This is a genomic window from Caballeronia sp. SL1002 (assembly GCF_057814995.1).
In genome coordinates this window covers 2030131-2049904 of the sequence record NZ_JBYMUW010000002.1, presented here as the reverse complement: position 1 = coordinate 2049904, position 19774 = coordinate 2030131, and the positions used below count along the sequence as shown (strand labels likewise).

The following is a 19774-nucleotide window of genomic DNA, read 5'->3' as shown; positions in this document are numbered from 1 at the left end:
GGCAGACGGGCAACGGCGCCGGGCCAAATTTCGGGATGAGCGGCGTACACTGGGCAGGATGACGTTTCAGGGAGAAGTGCATGTTTGCCCCCAAGCGCTATCCGCACGAGAAACTCGACGTAGCGCCGGTGCTGATCGCGGGTGCCGGTCCGACCGGGCTTGCCGCCGCGATGAGCCTTGCCCGCGCGCGCATTCCGGTGCGCCTGATCGACCGGGCGCGCGAGCCCGCGCCTTATTCGCGCGCGATCGGAATTCAGGCGCGCACGCTCGAACTGCTCGAACAACACCGGATCGTCGAGCCGTTTCTCGAACTCGGTCACCGCGCGCGCGTCGCCAATCTCTATTCGAACGGCCAGCGTCTCGCGCACCTCGATTTCGATCCGCTTCAAACGCGTTATCCCTATCTCCTCTTTCTCGATCAATCCGTGACCGAGCGGCTCCTGACCGAGCATCTCGAAACGTTCGGCGTGTGGATCGAGCGCGGCGTCGAACTCACTGAATTTTCGCAGGGCGCGGCGGGCGTGCAGGCGACGCTTCGGCACTCGAACGGCCGCGAGGAAGTGCTGCGTCCGTCGTACATGATCGCCGCCGACGGCGCGCACAGCACGGTGCGGCATAAACTCGACGTCGGTTTTTCGGGCAAGACTTTCGAGCAGACGTTCCTGCTCGCCGACCTGCATGCCGACACCGAATGGCCCGACGACGAATTCCACATCTTCGCGTCGGGCGAAGGGTTGGCCGCGCTATTTCCGATGGGCGGCTCTCGCGTGCGGTTGATCGGCGATCTGGCGCATCCGCCCTCCGAGCCGACCGGCCCGACGCTTGACGGCTGCCGCGCGCTGGTCGAGCGGCGCATTCACCATCAGGTGAAGGTGTCGTCGCTCGCGTGGTCGTCGTACTTTCACCTGAACGCGCGGATGGTCGATCGTTTGCGGCATGACCGCATCTTCCTGGCGGGCGACGCCGCGCACGTTCACAGCCCGGCGGGCGCGCAGGGCATGAATACGGGCATTCAGGAAGCGCTCAATCTCGGCTGGAAAATCGCGCGGACCCTCGGCGGCGGTGCGCCGGACCGGCTGCTGGACACGTATCACGCCGAGCGGCATCCGATCGAGCGTGACGTGCTGCGGCAAAGCAGCCTGCTCACGCAGGTGGCGAGCGCGGAGCACGGGCCGCTAAAACTGATCCGCGAGCATGTGATGCCCGCGCTAGCGGCGGTCGGGCCGCTGCGCGACGCCATGCGGCGCACGGTCAGCGAACTGTCCATTCACTACCGACGCAGCCCGCTCACGCTGGAGCGCATTCTGGACGGCGGACCGCGCGCGGGCGAGCGCGCGCCGGATGCGCGCGTGCATGTCGTGGATGGGCCGCTCGGCCGCGCGCCGGGAATCGGCTGTCTGTTCGACCTGCACGATCCCGGATACTTCTCGCTGTTCCTGCTCGTCAGTCCCGCCGACGAAGACGATATCGGCCTCGCGCCCGCGACGCTCACAGTGGCGCACGCTCTGCGCGACGCGGATCTGAGCGGACTGGTGGAGTCGATGGAAAAGGTGCTGGCGGGCTCGGTGCGGGTCTGGCGCATCACCGATACTCCGGGCGAGCGCGCCCATTCGCTCACCGATAACTACGGCCGCACGCGGCCCGCGTTCTATCTGGTGCGCCCGGACGGCTATATCGCCGCGCGCGGACGCGCGCCGTCCGACGCTCACGCGCTGCTGCATCATTGCGAGACATGGTTCGGCAAAAACGCGAGTGCCGCGGACGAATCGCCGCGGCACAGGGAACACACCGGAGATTAAGCCGCGACTGCCGGCGTCAGATCGGCGCGATGCTCTTCCAGCGCCTCACGCACGATCTTCGACATCGCGGCGCTCGCCGCCGGATCTTCGAGCGAGTTGAGAATCGCCGTACGCATGCGCGGCGCCCAGAAGCGGCGAATGTGATCGGCGATGCTGTCGGTCGCTTCATGCTGGTCCGGCAGCGAATCGAAAAAATCGCCGATCCGGTTCGCCATGTCGATCAGGTTGTCCAGATCCATCTTATTTCCCCGATGTCGCGGCGAAGTCGCGCAGGTTCAAGAATTCGAGCTGCTGCTCGTTGAACTTCGAATAGTCCTTCTGCCATTGCGACGGCTGCTCGACCGGCATCACCTGAACCGCCGTCACCTTGTATTCCGGACAGTTCGTCGCCCAGTCCGAGGAATCGGTCGTAATCACGTTCGCGCCGGATTCCGGGAAGTGGAACGTGGTGTAGACGACGCCCGGCTGCATCCGCTCCGTGATCTTCGCGCGCAGCACGGTCTGCCCGGCGCGCGATTCGATCCCGACCCAGTCGCCCGTCTTGATGCCGCGATCCTCGGCGTCGTGCGGATGAATCTCCAGCCGGTCCTCATCGTGCCAGCGCGAATTCTCGGTCCGGCGTGTCTGCGCGCCGACGTTGTACTGCGAGAGAATCCGGCCCGTCGTCAGCAGGAGCGGGAATTTACGTGTGACCTTTTCCGGCGTCGCGACGAACTTCGTGATGACGAAACGGCCCTTGCCGCGCACGAATTCGTCGATATGCATCGTCGGCGTGCCTTCCGGCGCGTCTTCGTTGCACGGCCACTGGATACTGCCGAGTTCGTCGAGCCGCTGATACGACACGCCGTGGAACGTCGGCGTGAGGCGCGCGATTTCGTCCATGATCTGCGACGGGTGCGTGTAGTTCATCTCGTAACCGAGCGCGCGGGAAAGACGAATGGTGACTTCCCAGTCGGCGAGACCGGGCAGCGGCGGCATGACTTTACGCACGCGCGAGATGCGGCGCTCGGCGTTGGTGAACGTGCCGTCCTTTTCCAGGAACGACGAACCCGGCAGCAGAACGTGCGCGTATTTCGCCGTTTCGTTCAGGAAAATATCCTGCACGACGATACATTCCATCGACGACAGCGCGCCCGTCACATGATGCGTGTTCGGGTCCGACTGGACGATGTCCTCGCCCTGGCAATAGAGGCCCATGAAGGTGCCGTGCGCGGCGGCGTCGAACATGTTCGGAATGCGCAGGCCCGGCTCCGATTGCAGCGTGCAGTCCCACGCTTCCTCGAAAAGGGCGCGCGTGGCGGCGTCGCTGATATGGCGGTAGCCCGGCAGTTCGTGCGGGAACGAGCCCATGTCGCAGGAACCCTGCACATTGTTCTGGCCACGCAGCGGATTCACGCCGACGCCTTCGCGGCCGACGTTGCCGGTCGCCATCGCCAGATTCGCGATGCCCATCACCATCGTCGAGCCTTGCGCGTGCTCGGTGACGCCCAGGCCGTAGAAGATCGCCGAGTTGCCCGGACGCGCATAGATCCGCGCGGCTTCGCGCACCAGTTGCGCGGGGACGCCGGTGATCGGTTCCATCGCTTCCGGCGAGTTTTCTTCGAGTGAAACGAAGTCGCGCCATTGTCCGAACGCGCGCGCTTCGCAGCGCTCGGCGACGAATTCCTCGTTCACCAGCCCTTCGGTCACGATCACGTGCGCGAGCGAATTGATCATCGCGACGTTGGTGCCGGGGCGCAGCGCGAGGTGATGCGACGCCTTGATATGCGGGCTATCGACGATATCCGTGCGGCGCGGATCGATCACGATCAGTTGCGCGCCTTCGCGGATGCGCCGCTTCATGCGCGACGCGAAGACCGGATGGCCGTCGGTCGGATTCGCGCCGATCACGACGATCACGTCCGATTGCTCGACCGACGCGAACGTCTGCGTGCCGGCCGATTCGCCGAGCGTGGTCTTGAGACCGTAGCCGGTCGGCGAGTGGCAGACGCGCGCGCAGGTATCGACGTTGTTGTTGCCGAACGCCGCCCGCACGAGTTTCTGCACGAGATACGTTTCCTCGTTTGTGCAACGCGACGACGTAATGCCGCCGATCGAATCGCGGCCGTACTTTTCCTGGATGCGGCGGAATTCGCTCGCCGCGTAGTTGATCGCTTCGTCCCACGACACTTCGCGCCACGGGTCCGTGATCTTTGCGCGGATCATCGGCTTGGTGATGCGGTCCTTGTGTGTGGCGTAGCCCCACGCGAAGCGGCCCTTCACGCACGCGTGGCCTTCGTTCGCCTGGCCGTTCTTGTTCGGCGTCATGCGCACGACCTGATTGCCCTTCATCTCGGCTTTCAGCGAGCAGCCGACGCCGCAATACGCGCACGTCGTCACGACCGAATGTTCGGCCTGGCCGAGCATGATGACGGTCTTTTCCTGCAGCGTCGCGGTCGGGCAGGCGGCCACGCACGCGCCGCACGACACGCATTCCGATTCCATGAACGGCACGTTTTCACTCGCCGCCACGCGCGATTCGAAGCCGCGCCCGGCGATGGTCAGCGCGAACGTTCCCTGCGTTTCCTCGCACGCGCGCACGCAGCGATTGCAGACGATGCACTTCGACGCGTCGTAGGTGAAGTACGGGTTCGACTCGTCCTTCTTGTCCTTCAGATGGTTCGCGCCTTCGTAGCCGTAGCGCACTTCGCGCAAGCCGACCACGCCCGCCATGTCCTGCAGTTCGCAGTCGCCGTTGGCGGGGCAGGTGAGACAGTCGAGCGGGTGATCGGAGATATACAGTTCCATCACGTTTTTGCGCAATGACTGCAGCTTGTCGCTCTGCGTGCGAACTTTCATGCCCGCTTCGACGGGCGTCGTGCACGACGCCGGATAACCGCGCTTGCCTTCGATCTCGACGAGACACAGACGGCACGAGCCGAACGGTTCGAGCGAATCCGTCGCGCAGAGCTTCGGCACGTTCACGCCCGCTTCGATCGCCGCGCGCATCACCGACGTACCGGCCGGCACCGTCACCGCTTCGCCGTCGATTTCGAGCGTCACGTCAACATCCGCGTGACGCAGCGGCGTGCCGTAATCGGTGAAGTCGAAGGGATCGCCCCGTTTGACCGATGCCGCGCTCTTGCATGCGCAATTGCCGGAACCGCAACCGTTGTTCGTGTTTGACATTTTTCTCTCCAACTTACGCCGCTTTCTGCGACGGCTCTTTCGCGAGACCGAAGTCTTCGGGGAAATGTTCGAGTGCCGACAGCACCGGGAAGGGCGTCATGCCGCCCATCGCGCAGAGCGACCCGGACACCATCGTGTCGCACAGATCGCGCAGCAGGCCAACCTGTTTCGGCGAGGTATCGCCGTCGCGAATCTTCGCGATGACTTCAACGCCCCGCGTCGAACCGATCCGGCACGGCGTGCATTTGCCGCACGATTCGAGCGCGCAGAAGTGCATCGCGTACTGGGCGAGTTCGGCCAGGTTCGAGGTGTCGTCGTGGATCACGAGGCCGCCGTGGCCGACCACCGCGCCGACCTTCGCGTATTCCTCGTAGTCGAGCGGGATGTCCCACTGGCTTTCCGGCAGATACGTGCCGAGCGGGCCGCCCACCTGCACCGCGCGCGCCGGACGGCCGCTTGCCGTGCCGTCGCCGTATTCGTAGATCAATTCGCGCAAGGTCACACCGAACGCCAGTTCCACGAGCCCGCCTTGCTTGACGTTGCCCGCGAGCTGGAACGGCAGCGTGCCGCGTGAGCGGCCCATGCCGAAGTCTCGATAAAACTGCGCGCCTTTCGCGAAAATGATCGGCACGGTGGCGAGCGTGATGACGTTATTGATGACCGAAGGCTTGCCGAACAAGCCGACCAGCGCGGGCACCGGCGGCTTGGCGCGCACGATGCCGCGCTTGCCTTCGAGCGATTCGAGGAGCGCCGTTTCTTCGCCGCACACATACGCGCCCGCGCCTTTCGCGACCGCCAGTTCGAAAGCGTGCGGGCTGCCAAGCACGCTTTCGCCCAGCCAGCCGGCCTCGCGCGCCCGGTCGATCGCGCGATTCAGCGTCGCGATCGAATGCGGATATTCGCTGCGCACGTAGATATAACCTTGCGTCGCGCCGGTCACGACGCCCGCAATGATCATCCCTTCGATCAGCACGTACGGATCGCTTTCCATGACGAGCCGGTCGGAGAAGGTGCCGGAATCGCCTTCGTCGGCGTTGCAGACGATGTACTTCTGATCCGCCTTCGCGCCGCGCACCGTGCGCCATTTGATGCCGGCCGGGAACGCCGCGCCGCCGCGTCCGCGCAGGCCCGATTCGATCAGCGCTTCGCAGGCGGCGTCGCCGTCGGCGGTCAATGCATTACGTAAGCCGTCGAGGCCGCCGTGCGCGACGTAGTCGTCGATGGAGAGCGGGTCCGTGATGCCGATGCGCGCGAACGTGAGCCGCTGCTGACGCTTGAGCCAGGGCAGTTCATCGACCACGCCGATCCGGCTCGCGTGCGCGCCGCCTTCGATCAAGCCAGCGTCGAACAGCGCGTCGAGCGTGTCGGAATCGACGTTCGAATAGCCGATACGGCCCGCCGCCGTTTCCACTTCCACCAGCGGTTCGAGCCAGAGCATGCCGCGCGAGCCGTTCCGCACGATCTGCACGTCGATACCTCGTGCCGCGGCGCGTTCGGCGATACCGGCCGCGACCTGATCCGCGCCGAGCGCGAGCGCCGAGGAATCGCAAGGAACGTAGATGCGTGTCATGCCGTCTCCTTCGCCGTGTTCGCGGCTTGTGCAGCGGCGAAGAGCCGGTCGAACTTCTGCGGCGTGACTTTCGCGTGCATCTCGCCGTTGATCATCAGCGCGGGCGACAGCGCGCACTGGCCGAGGCAATACACGGATTCGAGTCCGGTTTCGCCGTCGTGCGCATGATGCTGATCGTGGAAATGGCAGCCCGTGTGCGCCTCGATATGCTGCGCGAGCGCCTCCGTGCCCATGCTGCGGCAGGCTTCCGCGCGGCAAAGCTGCACGGTCACGCGCGCGGCCGGTTCCGAGCGGAAATGGTGATAGTAGGTGATCACGCCGTGCACTTCGGCGCGCGAAAGCGTCATGGCTTGCGCAAGCGGCCCGACGACATCCGGCGGCACGAACCCGACTTCATCCTGAATGGCGTGCAGCACGGCGAGCAGCGAGGCACCCGGGACGACGTGACGTTGCACGAGATCGGCGGGACGGAAAGCGTGTGGGTCTATTGCGTTCATGGGGCTCCTCCATTCCTCGGCATATGTTTATCTATGCATATTTCGGTCTTATAATTCGTTCGCCGAGCTGGTGAAATGAACAATAGGTGTCGGCGTTTCCTTTGGCAATAGGAAGGAGGAGTACATATGATCGATGTGGAATGCCGGGCCGAACTCATTTTGCGCGACGCCGATGGCCGCGAAGCCAGTCTCAGCGCGGTTGTGCCGCTTTTGCTGCTCGTTTCGCAAACGGGAAGTATCGCCAATGCCGCGTCCGCTAAGGGTTTGTCCTATCGGCATGCGTGGGGTTTGCTGCGCGAAATCGAGACGCGGCTGGGCGGCGCGCTGATCACGAAATCGCGCGGGCGCGGCTCGGTGTTGTCCGAACTCGGGGAATCGGTGCTGCGCGCGCAACGGACCTGCGCCGAGCGGCTCGACGCGCCTTTGCAAAGCGTGGCGCACGAGATCGCGGGCGACCTGAACCGGCGGCTCGCGCGCGAGATTTCACAGGTGCGCATTCACGCGTCGCACGGCTACGCGGTGGCGACATTGGTTGGCGCGCTTTCCGCCGAGCGGATTCCGGCCGAAATCAAATACCGTGAAAGCGGGGAGTCGGTGAGCGCGCTGGCGCGTGGCGAGTGCGAACTGGCTGGGTTTCATCTGCCGGTCGGCGAATTCCGGGCGACCTGCGCGCAGATGTACCGCGCCTGGCTCGATCCCGAGCGGCATCAACTGATTCATCTGACGCGGCGCACGCAGGGACTCTTTCTGCAGAAGGGCAATCCGAAAGGCATCGAGGGATTGCGTGACCTCGCGCGCGGCGATGTGCGTTTCGTTAATCGCCAGCCGGGTTCCGGCACGCGGATGCTGCTGGATCTCGCACTGCGGCAGATCGGCGTCGATCCCGATCAGATCAACGGCTACGCGACCAGCGAACTGACGCATTCGGCGATCGCCGCGTTCGTCGCGAGCGGCATGGCCGATCTTGGTTTCGGCGTGCAGCCCGCGGCACAGCATTTCGCGCTCGACTTCATTCCGGTGATCGAGGAGGACTATTTTTTCGCCTGCGAGCGCGGCCGTCTCGACGATGCGCGCCTCCAGAGCGTGCTGGCCGTGCTCCGGGGCCGCGCGTTCAGCGACAGCGTGGGGCATCTGGAAGGTTACGATCCGGCGCATTGCGGCCAGATTCTCGACGTTAACACGGGGCTCGCGGGCTAGGAACATGAGACGGCGGCCGATTTCTGAAACGAACTGTAAAATGCGCGCGCGGGCATAACCTGCCGTCTATCTCGATTTAAGTTAACCTAGCGGTTCGCCGTTACGCACTACGCGCCGCATCCACGGCGCCGATATTCCATGAAACTTCTGTTCGCTGTTTCCGCCTCGGCGTTGTTTGCCGCCGGCGTCGTGTCTCTTGCTCCCGTCGCGTTCGCGCAGAATTCGCCCGGCATGCCCGGCGGGATTCTTCAGGACGAGTTCCGCATCAACGAGCATCCGCAGATGCCGTTCGGCGCTTCCGCGCCGTCGGACAAATATCAGCATGGAACGTCGCAAGCGCGCCGCCGCGCCGACAACGGCGACCCGAACGGCTGCAACCTGAAGTGTCCGCTCGACGAGAAGTAGAGCCCGTCCGGCACACAGAAAACGCCGGAAAGCGAAACGCGGATTTTCCCTCATCGGCCGATGGAAGCGGGCTTGCAACGCTTCCACTCCGCGCCGAACGCGCATCCGTCGCGATGCGTTTGCTACCCCTCATTCCCGGCCGAAAAATACGAACCGACGGCATCGCTGACGTGCCGGCATCGGGTATTGTTGGCGTGCGCGATGTGAGAGGATGCCGATTGCCGGCCGAATTTCCCGACGCCATACAAACTAGAACGCGCCGGCCGGAATCCGGCCCCCCGTCGCGAGGGCGACGCGACCCAAAACCGGTATAGACCAGCCGGAAGTCGCTGCATGGGCAAGGCGCATGAGAGATGCCGAAGGGATAACAATGCGAATTCTTCAAATAGTGCTGGCTCCGCGCTTGTCCGGCGCGGAGGTGATTGCGAAGGGCGTGGCAATCGAGCATCGCCAGGCGGGGCATCAGGTCTGCATGGCATCGCTGATGCCGGAGCAGAGCGATTTCGAGCATATCAGCGCCGAACTCAGGGAGCAGGGCGTGACTTGCGATTTCCCTGCGAAAGAGCTGGGACGTCTCGGCCGGATGGTTTTCCTGCATCGCGCGATCCGCCGATTCCGGCCCGACGTGATCTTCGCCCACGCTACCATCGCGGCGCTGTATGTGCGCGCGCTGCCGACGCGGGTGCCGATCATCTGGGTGATGCACTCCGGCGCGAACGATTTCGCCAACAACGCGCTGCAGTTCGCGGAGCGGCTGCTGTCGAGCCGGGCGAAAGCGGTGATCGGCGTGTCGCAGAAGAATATCGATGAATACGTGCGCGACATCCGCACGCATCCGTCGATGATCGTGATACCGAACGGTGTCGACATGACCAGCTTCGCGGCGGCCGGTGGCGAACCCGCACCGGCATCGACGACCAAGCAGATCGTGCAGATCGGCCGCTATATTCCCGAGAAGAATCAGCTGCAGACCGTGCACGCGTTCGCGCGCGTCGCGATGGCGTGCCCCGACGCGCGTTTGTTGCTGTGCGGCGTGATCGAGAATCTCGACTATTACGCGCAGATCGTGAATCTGGTCGCGCAACTGGGACTTGAAGACCGCGTGGAGATTCGCGGCCCGCAGTCGAACGTGGCGCAGATCCTCCGCACGTCGCAGGCTTTCGCGATGCCGTCGAGTTTCGAATCGCAGGGCATTGCGTTTATCGAGGCGCTGGCGTCGGGCGTGCCGGTGGTGGCTAACGCCATCGCGCCGTTCATGTTCGCGGAATCGTTCGAAGCCGTCGAATTGCTCGATACCGCCGACGCCGACATCTACGGCGCCGCGCTCCTCGCCGCGCTCAAGCAGCCGCGCTCGGCGCGTCCGCTCGCCGGTTTGAGCCTGCAAAGCACCGCCGACCGCTACCTCGCCATCGCGCAGGACGTTCTGAAGCCGCGCGCGCGGGAATTCGAACTAGCGCGCTGAAAGGCGCGATTTTGTTCCTAGCGGTATTTTGTCGTTGCAGCACGCCGAGCCACTGGCTCGGCGTTTTCGTTTGCAGCCTCGCGCAGATCGTGCGCCGGTGATTGCTATCGCACGGAACGTGCTGAAACTGCATCCGCATCCGCAACCGCAACCGCAACCGCAACCGCAACCGCATCCGCAACCGCAACCGCAACCGCAACCGCAACCGCAACCGCAACCGCAACCGCAACCTCATCGACACCGAAGCGCTCCAACGCCGCATTACTGCAGCGTGTCGAGCCACAGCGCTTCGGAGAAAAGGCCGGGTAGATCGCCCCAGATTTGCGCAGGTCCGAGTCTGAACGACGGATCGACGGCGTAGCCCGTCAGGCTCGGCGCACCGCCCGTGTAGTAAAAATCGCCGAGACGGACGTTCGCGCGCTTGAACAGCACGAGCGTCTGCGCGCCGTGTACGCGCGCGAGCGCCGGCATCGCGTCGGCGTAGGACGTGCCGTTCAGCCGCGCAATCTTGACCGGCTCGCCGAAGCGCGCGCCGCCCTTCATCGCCCAGACGTCGACCGCCGCGCGATCGCCGCCCGGCTGCAGCACGAGCACGTCGTCGATTCCGTCGCCGTCGATGTCGCCCGCCACCACCTTGGCGAACGCCGGCGCGAATTCCGTGAAAGTATTGCCGCGCAGACGCCCGGTGAACTTGCCGTTCCCGCTGGCGAGCTGGGTGACGGCGAGCGCCGAATTCACCGTTTCCAGCGCGATCAGCCCCGTATGCGCCGATCCGGCGACGTGCGCCGGCAGAAAACGCGCCTTCGCGCCGATACCGCTCGCCGCCATCCACGAGGCAGGCGCGCCGCCTTGCTCGACGATCCAAAGGTCGAGCGTGGCGTCGGCGCGCTTCTGCGCGATCATCACGCTCGCCCGGCCGGTGCCGGTGAAGTCGGCGGCGACGTATTGCTGCGCCTGATCGGGCGTCCACGCCGCGCCCGTCTGCGCCCATAGGCGCGGCGCGTCAAAGCGCGTGCCGGTGCTGCGCATCAGCCAGAACGCCGTGCCGCCCGCTCGCGGCGCGATCACCATCAGGTCGTCGCGGCCGTCGCCGTCGAAGTCGGCGAGCAGGAAGCGCGCGCTGTCGAAGCAAAGCGTGTCGCCCGAGCAGGTGGGTTTGGTCGCGAACGGGTCGAAGCGAACGGTGTTCATGTACCACGATTCGGCGGTGGGTAACCGCGACATGCCCGCGACCCAGACGTTGAAGCCGGGGCCGTCCTTGCGTCGCTGGAGGTAGACCGTGCTTGGACGTTTATCGCCGCGCACGTCGCCGTAAAACGCGGCCTGTTGACGAAGATCGGTCCATTGCGAGTAGGGCGTCGGCGACCAGCGCGAGCGCGCGGTCATCGACGAACAGCCGCCCGCGACCGGCCCGCCGCCTTGCTCGGCAAGACAATGCCCGAGCGGCGTATAGACGATGCCGAAATCCCACGGCGTCCATTTCTGCGCGGCCTCGGCCGCGTTGCAGGCTTCCTCGGCCAGCACGCCGCCGCGCTCGGCGACGCACTGCAGCGTGGTTTCATCCACGAGTTGCGCGGTGTTTTTCTCGCCCGGCGCCGCCGCGACGGGCTGCCAGTGCCAGTTCTGCGTCTTCTCGCCCGAGCAGGCGGCGAGCACGGGCCGCCCGAGCGCGCCCGTCGAGCTAAGACATTGCGACGAATATTCGTTGACCAGCTGGCCCGTGCGCGGCCGGAATTCGTGGCCCGGCTCGCTCGCGCTGGATTCGGTCCAGTAACGCCGCGCGATCCAGTTGCCGTCCCATTGGTATTCGCCGAAGACGTGCTCGCCGTTGTCGTCGCCGTCGACGGCGAAGTAGGACGCGACGTCGTCGCGCTTTTTCTGGGTATCGGCGGCGTCGAGGTTCTTTGGCATCCCGCCCGTCGGATAGGTGACGTGATAGGCGATCGGCACGTCCCGCCCGAGTCCCTGCGCCACCACGCGCGCGATACGCGCGGCGTAGATGTGATCGGGATGTTCGAGGAACGGCACGGTGTCCGGATTCAGCGTGTAGATGGCGGTAGCCGTTTCCAGCATCTGATGCAGCGTCGCGACGAGCGCGGCGCGGTCGTAGCGCGCGGGCTGCGAGCCGTTGTTGTCGGCGGGGAAACTATCGAGTGTCGCGCCTTGATCCCATAACAGGCCGAGCGGCACCTTGCCGCCGCGCACCGCGCCGCCCGGCAGGCGGATCTCCAGCAGCTTGACGCGCGGCTGCTGCGTCAGGACCATCTGGTGAACGGGCTTGCCGCCATAGGTTTCGACCGATTCGGTCCACTCGTCGGCGACGCCCGCCATGCGCGCGTAGGCGAGCCGCGTGCCTTTTTCGCGGAGCTTCACGTAGTCGAATTTCGCGCCGTTCGCCCCGCCGATCAGATGCACGGTCGTCACGCACCAGCCTGCGTCGAGTTTGTCGCTGATGCCGGGATTGACGAAAAGCAGGTCGTCGTCGAGGTGCGCCACGACCGTGACGAGCGTGCCCGCGTGACAATCGGCCGCACGCGCCAGATTCGATCCGAACGCCGCGCACACGGCGATCGCGAGCGAGAAGAGGACTTTTACCGCCGATCGCGCCTTGCTGCTCGCCATACTTCCCCCGACAGGCTGTTTTTATCTGACAAGACGGCACTTTGCGGTGTCGGAGGCGGCGGAGTCGGTGGTCGACCGAACATGTATGAAGTTTCGACCATCGCACGCGCGACAAAGACCGTCGTATAACAAAAAACCCCGCCCGACTTGCGTCGAGCGGGGTTCGTTTGCTGAAGCGGGGAGCTTCACCGCAGAGTGTTTGGTGGAGGCGGCGGGAATCGAACCCGCGTCCAGTAGCGCTCTACGACCAGTTCTACATACTTAGTTCTGTCATTTGATTTAACCGGAACGACGCGGACGAACACGCTTCGTTACAGCGATTCACTAAATTTTCGACCCGGGCGTCGTGACGCCACCAAGGCTTATCTGACGTATATGACCTCTCGCGGTATTGCTACCGGTCTTGCGACTCTAGTCCGTCAGTAAACTAGGGAGAGGCAGGCGGCCCTTAGGCTGCCAGTGCGAACGTTTCGTCGTTTGCAGTTACGTTTTTCCCATTGATTAACGAGGTGACGGGTCCTCGGTATGCCCTAGCCGCTTCGCAACCCCTGTCGAAACCAGGTCGCCCCCAAAAGCGAATCGAAATTATCCCACATAAGCCGCCGCCGCGTGAACGGCATTCGGCATTCCACTTTCAGCCGATATCGCGCAATAAATGCAGCAGTTCCGCCGTATTCGCGGCGACGTGATTGGCGTGCCATTGGGTCGGCGGGATATCGTCGCCGCAGTAACCGTAGGCCGCCGCGATCGTAATCATGCCCGCCGCGAACCCCGCCTGCACATCGCGCAGATCGTCGCCGACATAGACAACCCGCTCCGGCGCGACATCGAGCAATTCGGCCGCGTAGAGCAGCGGCGCCGGATGCGGCTTGGAGTGCGGCGTCGTGTCCCCGCAGACGAGGCACGCCGCGCGCGTGTCGAGCCCGAGCAAAGCGACGAGCGGTTCCGCGAGCCGCGTCACTTTGTTGGTCACGATGCCCCAGCGCACGCCGCGCGCGTCGAGTTGATCGAGCACGGTTTCGACGCCTGGAAACAGCGTCGTCTCGATGCACAGATCCGCTTCGTAATTGGCAAGAAATTCCGCGCGCATTGAAGAAAAGTCAGCGTGCTCCGGGCCGATTTCAAACGCCGCGCCAAGCAAGCCGCGCGCGCCCGCCGACGCAAACGGCCGCAACGCTTCCAGCGGACGCATTTCGAGACCGCGGTCGTGGCGCATCTTGTTCACCGCGGCGGCCAGGTCGGGCGCGGTATCCGCGATCGTGCCGTCGAGGTCGAACAGCACCGCGTGGCACAGGCCGAGCGACGTGTCGCTCGCTTCGCGCTGCAGCAACGGCGTGGGATCGTCGCTCACATTGACGCGCTCGGTGACTACTCGCTCCGATCCGGATTCCGATGATTGATTCATGGGTTCATGCTCGCATGGGTTCATGCCTCGCGGCGGCAGGCCATCAGATAGTTGATGCTGGTGTCGTCGGAGAGGCCGAACTTCTTGGCGAGCGGCCGGTAGGTGATACCTTTGATCTCGACGGTCAGTAATTCTGCGATTCGCGTGAATTGCGCAAGTTCCGACGGCTTGATGAAGCGCGCGTAGTCGTGCGTACCGCGCGGAAGCATGCGCGCCAGATATTCGGCGCCGATTACCGCGAACAGATACGCCTTCGGATTGCGGTTGAGCGTGGAGAAGAAGACCCAGCCGCCCGGTTTGACGAGCGTAGCGCACGCGGCGACCACGCCCGCCGGGTTCGGCACGTGTTCGAGCATTTCCATGCAGGTGACGACGTCGTAGGTGCCCGGCTCGCGCGCGGCCAGCGCTTCCGCCGCGATTTCCTCGTATTGCACCTCTACGCCGCTTTCCAGGCTGTGCAGATCCGCCACGCCCAAAGCGCTTGTCGCCAGGTCGATTCCCTTGACGCTCGCACCGCGCACCGCCATCGATTCCGACAGGATCCCGCCGCCGCAGCCAATGTCGAGCACGCGTTTGCCGCTCAAATGCGCGTGCGCGTCGATCCAGTCGAGGCGGACCGGATTCAGTTCGTGCAGCGGCTTGAATTCGGCGTTCGGGTCCCACCAGCGATGCGCAAGCTCGCTGAATTTTTCGAGTTCGTGGGGATCGACGTTGGTCATGGAAGCGGCCCTCAAAGTCTGATTCGATAAGCCACGAGTATATAGGCGGCGGCGGAGGCGGGCAAAAGCAGGTCGCGCCCGGCCCACGTTCCAAATCGCCGCGAACGGCGCGGCGGCGTTTCCGGCGCAAAAGCGCGCGGACATAAAAAAACCCCCGCCTGAGCGGGGGTTCGACCTGCGGCAGTCCGACGCTTACTGCGCTTGACGCGAGGTACCAACAACTTCGACTTCCACGCGACGATCCGGTGCGAGGCAAGCGATAAGTTGCTTGTGGTTCTTCTGGTTGCAACCGGTCGTGACCGGGTTCTTCTTGCCCTTGCCTTCCGTATAGATACGGTTGGCTTCGATGCCCTTGCTGACCAGGTAAGCCTTCACAGCTTGAGCACGGCGCAGCGACAGACGATCGTTGTACTTGTCCGAACCGATACGGTCGGTGTAGCCGGTAGCGACCACAACTTCCAGGTTCAGGCCGCCGATCTTCGATGCGAGATCGTCCAGCTTTTCCTTACCAGCCGGCTTCAGGACTGCCTTGTCGAAGTCGAACAGAGCGTCAGCTTGGTAAGTAATCTTTTGGCTCGAAATGGCGGGCGGCGGCGTGACCGGAGCCGGCGGCGTCGGTGCTTGAGCGACCAGAGCGCCGTCGCACTTTGCGTTTGCCGTTGCCGGCGTCCAGAACGCATCGCGCCAGCAAAGCTCGTTCGTGCCGTTCATCCACACGTATTCGCCCGTGCCGTTCACCCAGTTGTCATTCACGGCTTGTCGCGATGCCGGCACGGACTGTGCCGAAGCCGATGCAGCCATAACTGCGGTAGCTGCAATGAACGCGAGCTTTGAAAGTTTATTCATATTTCTCCTCTCGAAATTGAGATTACCGCAGGTTTACTGCGAGCCTTGTTGACGAAGACAAGTCATACATTGCTCGAAGTATAACATTACCGCGGAACAAAACGCGCTGTGTAGACTTCGAGCAGTGTCTAACTTTGTGCGTTGGCATTTTGCCATATCGTTCCCTTGCAACGATAAAAATATCCGTGGCCCCTATGCGGCCGCAACCTTATGTGGTGCATGAGCAACAAGAAAGGGACAGAAAACGACTGCGATGCCGCACGTCTTCTGAGCGCACATTTTGTGCCCACCCGGAACTTTTTCACGTTTCAAGAATACACTTTTTTTCGCTTGCCGATTTTGGTGGGGACGCAACAAGTGAGGCGGCATCATAGCCGTTTCAAATGACGAATTCCTATCGCAGGATGCAGCATTTTGTAAGTAAAAGCTGCAGCGTCGGCAGGAATTGCGATCCGCACACTATGTATACGCAGCGCGTCGGGGCGCGGATGTCGCGCATGTTAGAATCGCGTGATGCGCTGCCTTCGCGGCGCCGTTGCGAAATGACCCGAGCGACCAGAAAGGGCGTTTGCGGCTGTCTGGAAGGCGCGTGGTGCGCCTAAACGGCACCGAAAGCGTGCAGGTAGCCTGGTCACCGTCGCACAGTTCAAGAAACGGATAATGGATCAATTCGCCAAAGAGACTCTGCCAATCTCCCTCGAGGAGGAAATGCGCCGTTCGTATCTCGATTACGCGATGAGCGTGATCGTGGGGCGCGCGCTCCCTGATGTCCGCGATGGCCTGAAGCCGGTTCACCGTCGCGCGTTGTACTCGATGCACGAGTTGAACAACGACTGGAATCGCGCCTACAAGAAGTCGGCGCGTATTGTCGGCGACGTGATCGGTAAGTATCACCCGCACGGCGACGCCTCGGTGTACGAGACGATCGTCCGGATGGCGCAGCCGTTCTCGCTGCGCTACATGCTGGTCGACGGCCAGGGCAACTTCGGTTCGGTCGACGGCGACAACGCGGCGGCGATGCGTTACACCGAAATTCGCATGGCGAAGATCGGCCACGAACTGCTCGCGGACATCGACAAGGAAACCGTCGACTTCGGCCCGAACTACGACGGCAGCGAGAGCGAGCCGCTGGTGCTGCCGGCGCGCATTCCGAATCTGCTGATCAACGGCTCGGCCGGTATCGCGGTCGGCATGGCAACGAACATTCCGCCGCATAACCTGCGCGAAATCGTCGATGCGTGTATGCATTTGCTGAACAATCCCGATTCGACGATCGACGAACTCATCGAGATCGTTCCGGCCCCCGATTTCCCGACGGCCGGCATCATCTACGGCGTGGCGGGCGTGCGCGACGGTTATCGCACCGGCCGCGGCCGCGTCGTGATGCGCGCGACCACGCACTTCGAGGAAATCGATCGCGGCCAGCGCATGGCGATCATCGTCGACGAAATTCCGTATCAGGTGAACAAGCGCACGCTGCTCGAGCGCATCGCCGAACTCGTCAACGAGAAGAAGATCGACGGTATTTCCGATATCCGCGACGAGTCCGACAAGAGCGGCATGCGGGTCGTGATCGAGCTGAAGCGCGGCGAAGTGCCCGAAGTCGTGCTGAACAATCTGTATAAGCAGACGCAGCTTCAAGATACGTTCGGCATGAACATGGTCGCGCTCGTCGACGGCCAGCCGAAGCTCCTGAACCTGAAGGAAATGCTGGAGTGCTTCCTGTCGCATCGGCGGGAAGTGCTGACGCGGCGCACTGTATACGAGCTGCGCAAGGCGCGCGATCGTGGCCACGTGCTCGAAGGTCTGGCGGTGGCGCTCGCGAACATCGACGAGTTCATCGCGATCATCAAGGCCGCGCCGACGCCGCCGATCGCCAAGCAGGACTTGATGCTGAAGTCGTGGGATTCGGAAATCGTCCGCGAAATGTTGTCGCGCGCCGAAACCGAGGCTTCGGGCGGCCGCGAGGCGTATCGGCCGGAAGGTTTGAATCCGGCTTACGGCATGCAGGCGGACGGGTTGTATCGTCTGTCGGATGTGCAGGCGCAGGAAATTCTGCAGATGCGTCTCCAGCGCCTGACCGGGTTGGAGCAGGACAAGATCGTCGGCGAGTATCGCGAAGTCATGGCGCAGATCGCCGATTTGCTCGACATCCTGGCGCGGCCGGAGCGCATCCGCGCGATTATTGTCGACGAGTTGGCGTCCATTCGCAGCGAGTTTGGCGACGATCGCCGTTCGCGCATCGAATTGAACGCGACCGAGCTGAACACGGAAGACCTGATCACGCCGCAGGAAATGGTCGTGACCATGTCGCACACGGGCTACGTGAAGTCGCAGCCGCTGTCCGAATACCGCGCGCAAAAGCGCGGCGGACGCGGCAAGCAGGCGACGCAGATGAAGGAAGACGACTGGATCGACACGTTGTTCATCGCGAACACGCACGATCACATGTTGTGCTTCTCGAACCGTGGCCGCGTGTATTGGGTGAAGGTTTATGAGGTGCCACAGGGTTCGCGCAATTCGCGCGGCCGTCCGATCGTGAACATGTTCCCGCTTCAGGACGGCGAAAAGATCAATGTCGTGCTGCCGATCAAGGAGTTTTCGGCGGACAAGTTCGTGTTCATGGCAACCGCGCTCGGCACCGTCAAGAAGACGCCGCTCGAAGCGTTCAGCCGGCCGCTGCGCAAGGGCATCATCGCGGTGGGTCTGGACGAGGGCGATTACCTGATCGGCGCGGCCATCACCGACGGCCAGCACGACGTGATGCTGTTCTCCGACTCGGGCAAGGCAGTGCGTTTCGACGAAAACGACGTGCGGGGCATGGGCCGCGAAGCGCGTGGCGTGCGGGGCATGCAGCTCGAAGACGGCCAGCAGGTCATCGCGCTGCTCGTCGCGGGCGGCGAAAACCAGTCCGTGCTGACGGCGACCGAGAACGGTTACGGCAAGCGCACGCCGATCAACGAATACACGCGCCACGGCCGCGGCACAAAGGGCATGATCGCCATTCAGACCTCCGAGCGCAACGGCCGCGTGGTCGCCGCGACGCTCGTGGAGCCGGAAAGCGAGATCATGCTGATCACCAATTCCGGCGTGCTGATCCGCACCCGCGTTTCTGAGATACGCGAAATGGGGCGCGCAACCCAAGGTGTTACACTCATCAGTCTTGACGAGGGTACCAAGCTGTCGGGGCTGCAGCACATTGCCGAGGCAGAAGCGGAAGCTGAACTCGACGCCGATCTCGAAGGTGACGTCGGCCCGGTCGATGAAAAAGACGCCGGCGACGCGAGTGACGCTTGAGTCGCATGCTTTTGTCGCATGAGTCTTCGCTGATATCAATCGCTTGAATACGTCGTGCTGGCGAGCTTTCGCCGGCGCGTTCCGTCCCGGGAATACGGGTTCGGGCCGCGCGCCGGAGAACATGCCGCCGCACGACGCTGGAAACGAATAAATTTCAAAGGGAGTAATGATGCAAAAAGGATTTAAACAGTGGATGTTGCTGGCTGCTTTCGTGCCGACGCTTGCGATGGCGCAATCGCTTCAGAATCAAGCGAGTGCTCCGGCAGCCCCCGCCGCCACTGCGAATGACCCGGCGAAGCAAGCAGCAATCAAGGATCTGCTGGACGCAATCGACGCACAGAAGCTGGTCGGCGCGATCGGCAACAGCGCGCAAATGCAGTCGAAGCAACTCGTGCCGGCCATCCTGTCGGACGCGTTGAGCGAAAACAAGACGCTGAACGACAAGCAGAAGCAAGCTGCCGTTCCGCAATTGCAGAAAGACACGGTGCCGAAGCTGGTTGACTCGGCAGGCCAGGTGTTCGCGACGGACTCGTTCCGCACGGATGCGATGCAAGCCCAGTACGACGCGTACGCGAAGTACTACACGACGGCTGAAATCAAGGACCTGACCACGTTCTACAAGAGCCCGACGGGTCGCAAGTTCATCCAGGTCCAGGACCAGGTTGGCCGCGACGTCGTGAACGGTCTGATGTCGAAGTACATGCCGCAAGCGATCAAGGCAACGCGCACGCAAGCCGACAAGGAAGTGGCAGCGGTCAAGCCGGCCAAGTAAGCACACGTATTTCCG

The 19774-nt window shown here is 63.3% G+C and carries 14 protein-coding genes and 1 other RNA gene; 6 read left to right on the top strand and 9 right to left on the bottom strand.

Annotated features, from left to right (window positions below; genetic code table 11):
* Window positions 1–80 precede the first annotated feature (80 nt).
* On the top strand, window positions 81–1799 hold the full coding sequence (locus tag AC3D25_RS12000) for an FAD-dependent monooxygenase (RefSeq protein WP_488888604.1): 1719 nt from the start codon (window positions 81–83) through the stop codon (window positions 1797–1799).
* Here AC3D25_RS12000 and AC3D25_RS11995 read toward each other — a convergent pair.
* From AC3D25_RS11995 to AC3D25_RS11980, 4 genes are read right to left on the bottom strand one after another with little or no spacing between them, the layout of a single operon-like run.
* A complete protein-coding gene (locus AC3D25_RS11995; RefSeq protein WP_488888603.1) occupies window positions 1796–2038 on the bottom strand; it encodes a formate dehydrogenase subunit delta in 243 nt (80 codons plus the stop codon). The two genes, AC3D25_RS12000 and AC3D25_RS11995, sit on opposite strands and share 4 nt — an antisense overlap.
* Before the next feature lies 1 nt (window position 2039).
* Window positions 2040–4967, bottom strand: a complete 2928-nt coding sequence (fdhF, locus tag AC3D25_RS11990) for a formate dehydrogenase subunit alpha (RefSeq protein ID WP_488888602.1) — start codon at window positions 4965–4967, stop codon at window positions 2040–2042.
* Window positions 4968–4980: 13 nt separating this feature from the next.
* Window positions 4981–6537 carry a formate dehydrogenase beta subunit gene (locus tag AC3D25_RS11985; protein WP_488888601.1) on the bottom strand — a complete coding sequence of 519 codons (1557 nt, stop codon included), beginning with the start codon at window positions 6535–6537 and terminating at the stop codon, window positions 4981–4983.
* On the bottom strand, window positions 6534–7034 hold the full coding sequence (locus AC3D25_RS11980) for an NAD(P)H-dependent oxidoreductase subunit E (protein ID WP_488888600.1): 501 nt from the start codon (window positions 7032–7034) through the stop codon (window positions 6534–6536). The genes AC3D25_RS11985 and AC3D25_RS11980 overlap by 4 nt, the downstream gene beginning before the upstream one ends.
* Window positions 7035–7160: 126 nt before the next feature.
* Between AC3D25_RS11980 and AC3D25_RS11975 the strand changes: the two genes are divergently transcribed.
* The 3 genes from AC3D25_RS11975 (at window position 7161) to AC3D25_RS11965 (ending at window position 10098) form a co-directional block, all read left to right on the top strand.
* A complete protein-coding gene (locus tag AC3D25_RS11975) occupies window positions 7161–8231 on the top strand; it encodes a substrate-binding domain-containing protein (RefSeq protein WP_488888599.1) in 1071 nt (356 codons plus the stop codon).
* A 138-nt stretch (window positions 8232–8369) separates the two neighbouring features.
* Window positions 8370–8636, top strand: coding sequence for a hypothetical protein (locus AC3D25_RS11970; protein ID WP_488888598.1), 267 nt, complete (start codon window positions 8370–8372; stop codon window positions 8634–8636).
* Window positions 8637–9006: 370 nt separating this feature from the next.
* The gene (locus AC3D25_RS11965) at window positions 9007–10098 is read left to right on the top strand and encodes a glycosyltransferase family 4 protein (protein ID WP_488888597.1); all 1092 of its coding nucleotides are present in this window, start codon (window positions 9007–9009) and stop codon (window positions 10096–10098) included.
* A gap of 261 nt (window positions 10099–10359) precedes the next feature.
* On the opposite strand, the gene AC3D25_RS11960 is transcribed toward AC3D25_RS11965, so the two are convergent.
* From AC3D25_RS11960 to ompA, 5 genes are all read right to left on the bottom strand, one after another.
* Window positions 10360–12720 (bottom strand): FG-GAP repeat domain-containing protein, encoded by a 2361-nt coding sequence (locus AC3D25_RS11960; protein WP_488888596.1) that lies wholly within the window; start codon window positions 12718–12720, stop codon window positions 10360–10362.
* A 200-nt stretch (window positions 12721–12920) separates the two neighbouring features.
* Window positions 12921–13290, bottom strand: a transfer-messenger RNA (tmRNA) gene (gene ssrA / locus AC3D25_RS11955).
* 64 nt (window positions 13291–13354) lie between these two features.
* The gene (gene gph, locus AC3D25_RS11950) at window positions 13355–14125 is read right to left on the bottom strand and encodes a phosphoglycolate phosphatase (RefSeq protein ID WP_488888595.1); all 771 of its coding nucleotides are present in this window, start codon (window positions 14123–14125) and stop codon (window positions 13355–13357) included.
* 20 nt (window positions 14126–14145) lie between these two features.
* Window positions 14146–14844: a bifunctional 2-polyprenyl-6-hydroxyphenol methylase/3-demethylubiquinol 3-O-methyltransferase UbiG gene (gene ubiG / locus AC3D25_RS11945; protein ID WP_488888594.1), complete on the bottom strand. Its 699-nt coding sequence runs from the start codon at window positions 14842–14844 to the stop codon at window positions 14146–14148.
* A 192-nt stretch (window positions 14845–15036) separates the two neighbouring features.
* The gene (ompA, locus tag AC3D25_RS11940; RefSeq protein ID WP_488888593.1) at window positions 15037–15690 is read right to left on the bottom strand and encodes an outer membrane protein OmpA; all 654 of its coding nucleotides are present in this window, start codon (window positions 15688–15690) and stop codon (window positions 15037–15039) included.
* A 660-nt stretch (window positions 15691–16350) separates the two neighbouring features.
* Here ompA and gyrA point away from each other — a divergent pair.
* Both gyrA and AC3D25_RS11930 read left to right on the top strand, forming a co-directional pair.
* Window positions 16351–18987, top strand: a complete 2637-nt coding sequence (gene gyrA, locus AC3D25_RS11935; protein WP_488888592.1) for a DNA gyrase subunit A — start codon at window positions 16351–16353, stop codon at window positions 18985–18987.
* Window positions 18988–19156: 169 nt separating this feature from the next.
* On the top strand, window positions 19157–19759 hold the full coding sequence (locus AC3D25_RS11930; protein ID WP_488888591.1) for a DUF2059 domain-containing protein: 603 nt from the start codon (window positions 19157–19159) through the stop codon (window positions 19757–19759).
* Window positions 19760–19774: the final 15 nt, after the last annotated feature.